Origin of the sequence: Vibrio sp. 070316B, assembly GCF_013114115.1 — a bacterium.
Classification (GTDB): domain Bacteria; phylum Pseudomonadota; class Gammaproteobacteria; order Enterobacterales; family Vibrionaceae; genus Vibrio; species Vibrio chagasii_B.
In genome coordinates this window covers 42,798-53,756 of record NZ_VTYC01000039.1, presented here as the reverse complement: position 1 = coordinate 53,756, position 10,959 = coordinate 42,798, and the positions used below count along the sequence as shown (strand labels likewise).

The 10,959-nt window shown below is 44.5% G+C and carries 12 protein-coding genes; 3 read left to right on the top strand and 9 right to left on the bottom strand.

Annotated features, from left to right (window positions below; all coding sequences use genetic code 11):
- Position 1 precedes the first annotated feature (1 nt).
- The gene (locus F0251_RS24715; protein WP_353057832.1) at positions 2-67 is read left to right on the top strand and encodes a hypothetical protein; all 66 of its coding nucleotides are present in this window, start codon (positions 2-4) and stop codon (positions 65-67) included.
- Between the two features lie 99 nt (positions 68-166).
- Here F0251_RS24715 and F0251_RS21555 read toward each other — a convergent pair whose 3' ends face one another.
- From F0251_RS21555 to rsxA, 9 genes are all read right to left on the bottom strand, one after another.
- Complete coding sequence (locus F0251_RS21555) at positions 167-601, bottom strand: DUF2753 domain-containing protein (RefSeq protein WP_004741697.1); 435 nt, start codon at positions 599-601, stop codon at positions 167-169.
- Positions 602-1,068: 467 nt separating this feature from the next.
- Entirely contained in the window at positions 1,069-1,485 is a 417-nt protein-coding gene (gene gloA / locus F0251_RS21550) for a lactoylglutathione lyase (protein ID WP_008220190.1), read from the bottom strand.
- A gap of 108 nt (positions 1,486-1,593) precedes the next feature.
- The gene (gene nth / locus F0251_RS21545) at positions 1,594-2,229 is read right to left on the bottom strand and encodes an endonuclease III (protein ID WP_171731767.1); all 636 of its coding nucleotides are present in this window, start codon (positions 2,227-2,229) and stop codon (positions 1,594-1,596) included.
- 169 nt (positions 2,230-2,398) lie between these two features.
- Positions 2,399-3,091 (bottom strand): electron transport complex subunit E, encoded by a 693-nt coding sequence (locus tag F0251_RS21540; protein WP_061033813.1) that lies wholly within the window; start codon positions 3,089-3,091, stop codon positions 2,399-2,401.
- Entirely contained in the window at positions 3,091-3,720 is a 630-nt protein-coding gene (gene rsxG / locus F0251_RS21535; protein ID WP_012603532.1) for an electron transport complex subunit RsxG, read from the bottom strand. The genes F0251_RS21540 and rsxG overlap by 1 nt, the downstream gene beginning before the upstream one ends.
- A 13-nt stretch (positions 3,721-3,733) precedes the next feature.
- On the bottom strand, positions 3,734-4,780 hold the full coding sequence (gene rsxD, locus F0251_RS21530) for an electron transport complex subunit RsxD (RefSeq protein WP_105057420.1): 1,047 nt from the start codon (positions 4,778-4,780) through the stop codon (positions 3,734-3,736).
- Positions 4,780-7,590: an electron transport complex subunit RsxC gene (rsxC, locus tag F0251_RS21525; protein ID WP_171731766.1), complete on the bottom strand. Its 2,811-nt coding sequence runs from the start codon at positions 7,588-7,590 to the stop codon at positions 4,780-4,782. The genes rsxD and rsxC overlap by 1 nt, the downstream gene beginning before the upstream one ends.
- A gap of 7 nt (positions 7,591-7,597) precedes the next feature.
- Positions 7,598-8,191: an electron transport complex subunit RsxB gene (gene rsxB, locus F0251_RS21520; protein ID WP_004734040.1), complete on the bottom strand. Its 594-nt coding sequence runs from the start codon at positions 8,189-8,191 to the stop codon at positions 7,598-7,600.
- 2 nt (positions 8,192-8,193) lie between these two features.
- Positions 8,194-8,772, bottom strand: a complete 579-nt coding sequence (rsxA, locus tag F0251_RS21515) for an electron transport complex subunit RsxA (RefSeq protein WP_004737335.1) — start codon at positions 8,770-8,772, stop codon at positions 8,194-8,196.
- A gap of 797 nt (positions 8,773-9,569) precedes the next feature.
- Between rsxA and F0251_RS21510 the strand changes: the two genes are divergently transcribed.
- Both F0251_RS21510 and F0251_RS21505 read left to right on the top strand, forming a co-directional pair.
- A complete protein-coding gene (locus F0251_RS21510; protein WP_105057419.1) occupies positions 9,570-10,382 on the top strand; it encodes a winged helix-turn-helix domain-containing protein in 813 nt (270 codons plus the stop codon).
- Between the two features lie 130 nt (positions 10,383-10,512).
- Positions 10,513-10,893, top strand: coding sequence for a hypothetical protein (locus tag F0251_RS21505; protein ID WP_239938164.1), 381 nt, complete (start codon positions 10,513-10,515; stop codon positions 10,891-10,893).
- Positions 10,894-10,959: the final 66 nt, after the last annotated feature.

The following is a 10,959-nucleotide window of genomic DNA, read 5'->3' as shown; positions in this document are numbered from 1 at the left end:
TATAAAAGTGAAACTAAAAGGCCTGACTCCGATAGAATATCGAACTCAGGCCTTGAAAGCCGCTTAACAGAAATGTCCAACTTTACGGGGTCACTTCACTATGACGGGCTTTTTGTATCTGAAATCTAGTTGAATCAACTCGATATGTGCCTATAGACGGATTTGCTTAGTTGAGACGGAAGCGAGCGATCATTTCGCAGTTAGTCGCGGTATCGATTTTTTCCACCATAGAGGCAATTTTAGGGTTTGGATGGCGTTTCATGAAATCGATAAGTGCTTTTTTACAACAGCCAATAGAATCAATAAAGCTAGCACATTGTGTATTGGGACACTGAGGGATCAGAGTCAGTACTTTCTCTGAAGCCAATTGTAGATACTTAAGTTCATATTCTGTATCACCCGCCCAGCGCCAGAATTGCGCGAGATTATGACAAGATATCACCGAGATTAGTAAACGCTCATCGGCCTCTATATCTGTACGCTCAGTGATCTCCTCACTTAGGTTCAGTGCCTGCTGATAATGAAGAATACTTCGTACAGGATCGTCGAGCTGCAATGCCGTATCGGCGAGTAACGTGTGTTTTTCCCATTCGCTAATCATTGTATTACCTCACTAATCAATAGGGGTGATAATTTAAATGATAATCATTATCAAGTAAAGTTTCATCAGTGAGATTGTTAAAAATATATAGGGCATGTTGACCTTTTGAGCTTGTTTTTGCAGCGAGTTGCTGGGTTTACATGGAAGGATGAGGCTTTGATATGTCGTTTGTTTGTAAGAGAAGTTGATAACGTAGTCGTTAATAACCAGCAAACGCTGCCCAAAGGGTTCGGCAAAAAGCGTTTTTCTCTTTGTTGAGGGAGACTTGCTTAAATGACTAGGCTACTTCTCCCTCGCCGCGATTAAAACGCTTTTATCTCGAACAAAATTCAACCGCAAAACATCAACAAGCCCTAGTAAAGAATATCGATTATGGTGAGAGTGATAAAAAAGAAGCGAGCACTGTGCTCGCTTCTTTGTTTATCTTATTAGGCGTTCTAGCCGTATCTCGCAAAGGTATTTCGGAATTAACCTTCTAGACCTGCGCTCGCTTGTTTGTTTTGAATCAGCTCAATCATGTAGCCGTCAGGGTCCTTAACGAATGCGATGTGTGTTGACCCGCCTTTTACTGGACCTGGCTCACGAGTCACGTTACCGCCTGCTGCTTTAATCGCGTCACACGTTGTGTAGATATCATCAACACCGATAGCCACGTGGCCGAAAGCAGAACCAAGGTCGTATTCAGTCGTACCCCAGTTGTACGTTAGTTCAATTACAGCGCCTTGAGATTCGTCGCCAAAGCCAACGAAAGCCAGTGTGTATTCGTACTCTTTGTTTTCGTTCTTACGTAATAGCTGCATGCCCATTACATTGGTGTAGAACTCGATAGACTTGTCTAGATCACCCACGCGTAGCATGGTGTGTAAAATACGACCGTTTGACATGATTTGCTCCTAGCTTTAACTATGTTTACGTTTTTGTAATTCTGTTTTCTGCCGCCAGACAATTGCGACACTCTTTAGCCAATAGGCTTGTGGTTCTTGTTTATGAACTTAGACGTCAGTTTTCTCTTTAAACTCACACAGATCTTCAATAATGCAACTTCCGCAGCGAGGCTTACGCGCGACACAAGTGTAGCGTCCATGAAGAATGAGCCAGTGGTGGACATCCAATTTAAACTCTTTTGGAACCACTTTAAGTAGCTTGGCTTCGACATCATCGACTGTCTTACCCATCGCGAGTTTAGTTCGGTTCGATACACGATAAATGTGAGTATCAACGGCAATGGTTGGCCAGCCGAAAGCGGTGTTCAATACTACGTTGGCAGTCTTGCGGCCAACACCAGGAAGAGCTTCCAGTGCAGAGCGATCTTCTGGCACTTCACCATTATGAAGATCAAGCAGCATACGACATGTCTTAATGGTGTTTTCTGCTTTCGAATTAAACAGACCGATAGTCTTGATGTACTCTTTCAGGCCATCGACACCTAGGTCGAAAATCGCTTGTGGAGTATTGGCAACAGGGTAAAGCTTATCTGTAGCTTTGTTCACGCTGACGTCAGTTGCCTGTGCAGACAAAAGTACCGCAATCAGAAGTTCGAAAGGGCTACTCCAATTTAGCTCAGTCTCTGGCTTTGGGTTGTTTTCTCTCAAACGCTCAAGTATTTGTACTCGTTTTACATTGTTCATAGCGACATTACTTTCAAATAGTTAGGGCAGAGCTCTGGAGTGGGTATTTAATACACTCGAAAAACTCAGGCCGTATCATCGGTTACGCGCTCTTATGAGCGTCATTGTTATGTGTATTGGTTATATCTATTTCTGCTGAGCGGTTGAGCAGCTCAGCAGATTTTTGTTGTTAAGCGTTAGTCACGCGGGCACGCTCAATAACAGGTTTTTCTGGCTTTGGTTGTTTCGATTTCGCTTGATGATCGATGATGTTTTTCAACGCTATCAAGAAACCAACACCAATAAATGCGCCCGGTGGAAGTAGAGCCAACAAGAAGCTGTTATCAAACTGGAATATTTGGATTCGTAACACAGAAGCCCAATCACCAAGAAGCAGGTCTGCACCATCAAACAGAGTACCGTTACCAATAACCTCACGCATTGCGCCCAGTACCACCAATACTGATGTCATACCAAGGCCCATCCAGAAACCATCTTGAGCGGCAGGTAATACTTCATTTTTAGAAGCGAAAGCTTCCGCTCGGCCAATGATGATACAGTTAGTTACGATCAGTGGGATGAAGATACCGAGAGATAGGTACAGGCCATAAGCGTAAGCATTCATCAGCAGCTGAACACACGTTACCAGTGATGCAATGATCATCACGAATACTGGAATACGCACTTCTTTTGGCACGTGGTTACGAACCAGAGAAACGGCAACGTTCGAACCGACTAATACAAGTAGCGTGGCAATACCGAGCCCAAGTGCGTTGGTCACCGTTGAAGAGACAGCCAATAGCGGACACAAGCCAAGTAGCTGTACTAGGGCAGGGTTATTGGCCCACATGCCATTTTTGATTAGTGTTTTATGATCACTCATTATTCACCACCACAATTTAGAGGTTGAGCAAGCAATGCTTGGTTGTTTTGGTTAACGTATTGAACCGCTTGTTTGACTGACTTCACGACTGCTCTTGGTGTGATGGTTGCACCAGTAAACTGGTCAAAGTCACCACCGTCTTTACGAACCTTCCAACGGTCTAGATTAGAATCCGTCACTTGCTTACCTGCAAACGAAAGAATCCAATCACTCACACGTAGATCAATCTTATCACCTAATCCCGGAGTTTCTTGGTGAGAAAGTACACGTGTGCCCAAAATGGTACCGTCGATTTTCATACCGACGATCACTTTAATTGCACCGTTATAACCGTCTGGTGCAATTGCCTCGATAGCAATCGCGCTTGGCTCACCATTGATTTTTGCGATGTAAGCGGGCATCGCTTGTTCAGTACCAAGCTCTTCAGCTTGAACTAAAGTACAAGACGAAAACAGTTCGTTGTCGTGAAGATCGTGCGGGATCACTTGGTTAAGAACAGACAGTAGCTGAGCTTGTTCTTGTTGTTTGATCTGGTCTTTTGTGAGGTAGTGGGTTACCGCCACTAAACCTGTCGATGCACAGGCAAAAATCGCGAGCACAAGGCCGTTTTTCTTAATCGCATTTAGCATGATGTCCGCTCCTTTAGTGGCCGTATGTACGAGGCTTGGTGTAGTAGTCAATCAGTGGAACACACATATTGGCTAACAATACAGCAAACGCAACGCCATCAGGGAAGCCACCCCAACTGCGGATAATAAACACTAGCGCACCAATTAGGGCCCCAAACACTAAGCGGCCTTTAACAGTCGTCGAAGCCGAAACTGGGTCGGTTGCAATAAAGAATGCACCAAGCATAGTCGCGCCAGACAGAAGGTGAATGGTTGGAGAAGCGGTTTCACCAGGAGTGAGCACTAAGAACACTAGGCTAAATAGAGCAAGGCTGCCGATGAACGCCACAGGAATATGCCATTGAATCACGCGTTGCTTGATAAGTACCAGGCCGCCAACGAGGTAAGCAAGGTTCACCCATTCCCAGCCTACGCCAGCTAGCCAGCTAAATTGCGGTTGAGACAGAGCTTCAGACGCTGTGTTACCTGCTGTTAATGCGGTTTTGAATGCATCAAGCGGCGTTGCCATAGTGGTGCCATCAATACCAAGACGAGCTTGTTGTAGAGATAACCCTTCATTATTGAAACCAGTAAAGATCATCAAGAAGGAGTCAACAAAGCTTGTCGCTTCTGCGGTTAAGCTGGCTGGTGCATTCCAACTGGTCATCTGAACTGGGAATGAAATCAGCAAAACAACGTAAGCCACCATCGCCGGGTTAAATGGGTTTTGCCCTAAGCCGCCATATAGGTGCTTCGCAATAATAATCGCGAAGAACATACCAATCACCAGAATCCACCACGGTGAGTGCGGAGGAATAGCGACACTGAGTAGCCAAGCGGTCACAACTGCACTGTAATCTCGTAGCGCCATTACTGGCGGACGTTTTCTTAGCAGCATTACGGCTGCTTCAAAGGTAACAGCAAGTGCGATAGCAAATACTAACTGGATGAGCGTACCCCATCCAAAGAAGTAGGTTTGAGCTAGTAGACCTGGCAATGCACAAATAGCGACCCATTTCATGAGATCTGGTGTGCTTCTACGATTGTGTGCGTGCGGTGAGCTGGCGATAAAGAAGGCCACTACTCTTTCTCCTCATTGTTCTTTTTATCTTGCTCTTGCTGTGCTTTTCTTGCTTTAGCACGAGCAATAGCGGCAGCAACGGCTGCTTTTTTAGGATCGACTTGCTGTGATTGAGTCTCAGCTACAACTTCAGTCTCTTTCTCGGTTAGAGGCTCAGGAGCGATTTCTTGTGCTTCAACCTGTTTAGCTTGCTGTGCTTTCTTAGCCTTAGCGCGAGCGATGGCCGCAGCAACAGCCGCTTTCTTAGGGTCGACAGCTTCTGGTTGAGTTTCAGTTTCAACTTCAATTGCGGGTTCAGGCGTTTCTTCTGCCTCAGCCTGTTGCGCTTGTTGTGCTTGTTGTGCTTTTTTCGCTTTAGCGCGAGCTATAGCGGCAGCAACGGCGTCTTTCTTAGCATCGCCAGAACTTCCAGCTTCAGTTTCAACTGCAGGTTCAGGAGCTTCGGTTGTTTCTTGTGTCGCTTGCTGTGCTTTCTTAGCCTTAGCGCGAGCGATGGCCGCAGCAACAGCAGCTTTCTTAGGGTCGACGTGCTCCGATTGAGTCTTGGTTTCAACTTCAACCACTGGTTCAGATGTTTCTGCTTGCTTCGTTTGCTGGGCTTTTTTGGCTTTAGCACGAGCGATAGCGGCAGCAACAGCATCTTTCTTGGCATCGCCGGATTTTTCAGCAGGAGCTTCAGCAGCAGATTCAGCTTGTTGAGCTTTCTTCGCTTTAGCACGAGCAATGGCCGCAGCGACAGCATCTTTCTTAGCATCGCCAGAGCTTTCAACAGGAGCTTCAGAAGCTGATTCCGCTTGCTGTGCTTTCTTCGCTTTAGCACGAGCAATAGCCGCAGCAACGGCATCTTTCTTGGCATCACCAGTACTTTCAGCTGGAGCGTCAGAAGCTGATTCTGCTTGTTGTGCTTTCTTCGCTTTAGCGCGAGCAATGGCCGCAGCGACAGCATCTTTCTTGGCATCGCCAGATCTTTCTGCCGGAGCCTCAGTAGCTGATTCCGCTTGTTGAACTTTCTTCGCTTTAGCACGAGCAATAGCCGCAGCAACGGCGTCTTTCTTGCCATCACCTGAGCTTTCTGCAGGAGTATCGGCTGCTGCTTGTTGTGCCTTGCGCTCTCTCGCTTGACGCTTGCGCTCTTCACGCAGTTTAGACATTTCAGAGTTGTCTGGTTCAGCGCCTTCTGCTTTCTGAGCTGCAGCTTGTTTCGCTTTTGCCTTCGCAATAGCGGCAGCAACCGCAGGTTTCACTGCTGGCTCTTCATTCGGAGCCTGATCCGCAGCGGCTTTTTGTGCTTTAACACGAGCAATCGCAGCAGCAATAGCATCATCACCGCCGGATGTTTTCATATCTTTACGGCGGTTATCTGCGGCTTTCTTAAAGCGGTTTTCACGTTCGGCTTTATCACGCTCCATACGAGCGTTCTTCTCTTCAAAGCGAATCTTGGCGCGCTCTGCAGCAGCGGCTTCATCTTTTCGAGTTTTGATTTCAGCTTTTGCTTGGCGATAGTACTGAACAAGAGGGATTTCGCTTGGGCAGACAAATGCACATGCACCACATTCAATACAGTCTTTAATATTTAGCTCTTCACACTTGTCTAGCTCATTGGCTTTTGCATGCCATTGCAACTGTTGAGGTAACAGTGACGCTGGACAAGCTTCGGCACATGCACTGCATCGAATGCACTCCATTTCGTAAGTGCTTGGTGAAATTTCACGACGCGTTGGCGCTAAAATACAGTTCGACGTTTTAGTGATTGGCACATTGGCATGTGGCAAGGTGAAGCCCATCATAGGGCCGCCCAAAATTAAACGCGGCAGCTTTTTATCAGCTTTGTAGCCAAATTCTTCAAGCAGCTCATGTACCGGCGTGCCTAATAGCGCCCAAACGTTACGTGGTTGCTTAAAGGTCTTGCCGGTTAAAGTCACAACGCGGTTAACGACAGGTTCGCCGTCGATTACTGCTCTCTTGATCGAATAAAGAGAGCCGACGTTTTGAACCAGAACACCAATATCTGCAGGAATACCGCCAGCCGGAACCTCTTTATTGGTGAGGATCTTGATCAGCTGTTTCTCACCACCTGAAGGGTATTTGGTTGGGATAACACGAATGACGATGTCTTTGTCTTTCGCTGCAATCTCAAGTGCTTTTATCGCGTCTGGCTTGTTGTCTTCAATGCCGATAACCGTCAGCTTTGGTTGAAGGATGTGTTCAACCACTTCGATGCCTTTTAGTACTTCTTCGGCATGTTCTTGAAGCAACTTGTCATCAGAGGTGATGTAAGGTTCACACTCAGCTGCATTGACGATCAGAATATCAGTACGGCCAAGGCCAGACTGAAGCTTTTTCGCAGTAGGGAAGCCTGCACCGCCCATACCTGAAATACCAGCTTGACGAATCACATCAAGCAGTTCGTCTGAGGTCTTTGTTGAAAATTCTTCAACGGGAGTTCGTTCAATCCAAGCGTCTAAGCCGTCAGGTTTAATGACGACACTGAGTTCGCTTAAGCCTGAAGGGTGAGCGGTAGTTCTTGGTTCGATAGCAGTAATCACACCTGATGTAGGTGCGTGAACCGGTAATGTAAAACCGGTATCTAGAGCCGTTAGTTGTTGGCCTTTCAGTACGGTGTCACCCACGGTAACCAATAAGTTACCTGGCTTACCGATGTGCTGTTTTACCGGAAGGACGATTTCTTCTGGAAGCCTTGCATGAATGATGTCAGTGGTATTGGACTGTTTCTTGTTTTCAGCAGGATGCACGCCGCCTGGGAAGGTCCAAATAGAGCCCGTGCGAATTTGTTCAATTAAAGAGATCATACTAACCCTATGCCTTAGGCTCTGACGCGGTCGCATCAGTTGCTTGGTTAGTGATATCTGTAACAGGAATGATGTTCATCTGCCATTTCCAATTTTCAGTCGTTGTTGCCACTGGAATCATTTCAATACAGTCAGTAGGGCACGGCGCGACGCAAAGATCACAACCAGTACATTCATCTTTAATTACTGTGTGTAGTGCCTTAGTACCACCAACTATGGCGTCGACAGGGCAGGCTTGAATACATTTAGTACAGCCGATACACATATCTTCATGAATGAAGGCAACAGTTTTTACTTTGTTATCTAAGTCGTGAGCGGAGTCTTCAACTTCTACGCCCATTAAGTCTGCTAGCTTCTCAATGGTTGCTTGGCCACCAGGAGGACATTTATTGATTTTGTCTCCGTTAGCAATCGCCTCCGCGTATGGGCGACAACCTGGGTAGCCACACTGGCCACATTGTGTTTGCGGTAAAATTGTGTCGATTTGATCGACGATAGGATCGGCTTCTACTTTGAAGCGGATAGAGGCGAAGCCCAAGATAGCGCCAAAAACAGCGGCTAAAACAGCTAACGCAATGATCGCAATTAAAATGGTACTCATGCTTATTTCACCAACCCAGTAAAGCCCATGAATGCCAGAGACATTAGGCCTGCTGTGATCATCGCTATCGATGCACCTTTAAATGGCATTGGAACATCAGCAACCGCAATACGTTCACGCATTGCAGCAAATAGGATCAGAACAAGAGAGAAACCTACCGCCGCGCCGAAACCATAAACGATCGACTGGATGAAGTTGTGGTTTTCATTGATGTTCAAGAGTGCCACGCCTAATACCGCACAGTTGGTGGTGATAAGGGGTAGGAAGATACCCAATAGGCGATAAAGAGTCGGGCTGGTTTTGTGAACCACCATTTCCGTAAATTGAACCACCACCGCGATAACCAAAATGAAACTCATGGTACGCAGGTATTCAATACCCAGAGGGGTAAGGATGTAGGTTTCTACTAGGTATGCAGATACCGACGCTAACGTCAGAACGAAAGTCGTCGCGAGGCCCATGCCAATCGCAGTCTCCAGTTTCTTGGAGACTCCCATGAAAGGACATAGCCCTAAAAACTTCACTAGCACAAAGTTATTGACCAGCACTGTGCCAACCAACAACAAAAGGTATTCGGTCATAATGGATTAATTCTTGAGATTCCGATCCCGATATTATCCTGCTTTGCTCACCTAATAACAACCAGTGAACGGTGTGGTTTTGTATGTCTGATGGAAATTTATACGCTTAATAAGAGGATAGCAGATCTCATTGAAACAAATCAGTTGTTCTAAAGCGTGATAATGACACACGTATCACGGACGTGTTTGGGCTTCTATACGTGGTTTTCTCGAGCAGAGAATTGACAACTTTAACGAGGTTACTGTCTTCTTGTTGAGTACTGAATGTATCAGCTTTTAAGAAACCGGTTTCACCAGTGAGGATTAGAGGGAAGGGGCAAATCGTCTACCCTAAATGAGCCTGACATCGGCAAAAACTTAATCTGCGCAGATTAGTTTGTTGTAATTCAGATTTTTAGCGAACGTCTAGGCATAGGTTTTTTCCGGTAAGAGAAAAAATCAAAAGACATTTACTGTCATTATAAGTCAATTTGTGAATTAAATTGTAATATTTACTAATAATTAAGTGAAATTCACTCTCTTTTTTTTATGAAATAGTTGTCAAGTTTGGAATATATGTATTTTAGTTTTTTTTGTTTCATGGCGATGCATTTTTTATATATAGTTGCTTTTACAAAAAAGTTACTTATTTTGTCTTTTTAAATAACCATTTAATTAATCCTGTTAACGTTCGGTTAGTGACAAATGGTTTAATGAATCAAGTGACATATCAAAAATTGTTTTAAATGAATCCAATATTTATCCATGAAAATTATATTTGTATAAATATTATGGTTATTCAGTTTCAAGGCTAATTTATGTACAAATTAAATAATTGGTTAATACACTTAGACCACCCGTTAGTGACTGATTTACTCAAAAATGAAGAAAAGCGCATCGGCTATCATGATCATCTTGTGATTCTAATGTTGTGTGAAAACGCTGGGAAAATTAATACAAAAGAAGATTTGTTGAATAGAGCTTGGCCAGGAAAGCACGTTTCGGAAGGGTCACTTACACAATCGATTAGCGCGATACGTACGTTGATCGAGGATGATGGGAAGCAACAAAAGTATCTGAAAACGGTCGCTAAGGTTGGTTATAAACTAGAAAGTGAGGCGGTGTCGTGGCTAGAAGAGAGTGATAGTCAATTAGATAGCCAAGACCACTTATTAACCGGGGACCCGAGTGGTAAGGCTGGGAGTTTTGAAGACAGCACCGACAAAAACACACAACATACATTTGGTCGTAATCAAATCTATATTGCATTGGGCCTCGTATTCATTGTGATTGCCGCATTGTTTCCATTGGTGTTTGCTACAAAAGAGCCTAATTTAACGAGTTGGCTCCCACTAACCAAAATGTTTTCTAGCGAAGCGTTAACAGTCTACAGCGATAATGAAGAAGAGGCCAAAGTAGTCGCAAAAGGCGTTACTCCTCTGGTTTCTGAAGAAGTTAAACAAGGTAGGTTAAGCCGATTGATCCTTGCCCACTCTCAAGAAAGCTTATCTATTGTCATCCTCAAGCCACTGGCACCACCTGTCAATTTAGTGGTTTTGTTTGAATCTCCTCAGTCTACGGATGATCTCGTTGGTATGGTTAACGCGGAGCTTAGTCGTTATGTTTACTAAAAATAAAAGCATTTACTTTCTTCTTTTTTGTCTTTGCATAATGTTTGCTTCTATTACACATAGCCTACGTTCGAAAAAAAATGTTTTGGTCAACTCTACCACCCTTTATATGACAGTAGATGGTGACTATATGGCCACAGAGAACATGGACGTAGTGATCAGTGAGGATAATTTTGAGGCGGTTACGGTTATAAAAGAAGCTGGACTCAATAACACCCTAGATATTTACACAAAAGGAAAATTCATTCGCAAGAGTGATGGCCTATTTAATGTAAGCTTACGTGAAGAACGCGTTGACCATGGAGACATTGATTTTGAGCGTGATGATGACATGCTTGTTTATGATAGGTATGTAAAAGCACGAAATAAGTTGTCGTTCTTTAAGTCGGTTCAAATACTTGAAGAGCTACCGAACCAATATATGCTTATCATTTCAAATAGCCCTGTAAAGAAAATGGTCGCTGTGAAAATGGAACCACTGCCAATTGTAGACTTTTATGATTACTATTAAGGTTTTAACCATGGTTTGATATTTTTTTTAGACCTATTTAATTATTATCAATTATATCACTATGGG

Excerpts from the sequence above, each read along its gene's own strand:
- F0251_RS21555 (WP_004741697.1), bottom strand. The coding sequence starts at position 601 with ATGATTAGCGAATGGGAAAAACACACGTTACTCGCCGATACGGCATTG.
- gloA (WP_008220190.1), bottom strand. The coding sequence starts at position 1,485 with ATGTCAAACGGTCGTATTTTACACACCATGCTACGCGTGGGTGATCTA.
- nth (WP_171731767.1), bottom strand. The coding sequence starts at position 2,229 with ATGAACAATGTAAAACGAGTACAAATACTTGAGCGTTTGAGAGAAAAC.
- F0251_RS21540 (WP_061033813.1), bottom strand. The coding sequence starts at position 3,091 with ATGAGTGATCATAAAACACTAATCAAAAATGGCATGTGGGCCAATAAC.
- rsxG (WP_012603532.1), bottom strand. The coding sequence starts at position 3,720 with ATGCTAAATGCGATTAAGAAAAACGGCCTTGTGCTCGCGATTTTTGCC.
- rsxC (WP_171731766.1), bottom strand. The coding sequence starts at position 7,590 with ATGATCTCTTTAATTGAACAAATTCGCACGGGCTCTATTTGGACCTTC.
- rsxB (WP_004734040.1), bottom strand. The coding sequence starts at position 8,191 with ATGAGTACCATTTTAATTGCGATCATTGCGTTAGCTGTTTTAGCCGCT.
- rsxA (WP_004737335.1), bottom strand. The coding sequence starts at position 8,772 with ATGACCGAATACCTTTTGTTGTTGGTTGGCACAGTGCTGGTCAATAAC.
- F0251_RS21510 (WP_105057419.1), top strand. The coding sequence starts at position 9,570 with ATGTACAAATTAAATAATTGGTTAATACACTTAGACCACCCGTTAGTG.
- F0251_RS21505 (WP_239938164.1), top strand. The coding sequence starts at position 10,513 with ATGGCCACAGAGAACATGGACGTAGTGATCAGTGAGGATAATTTTGAG.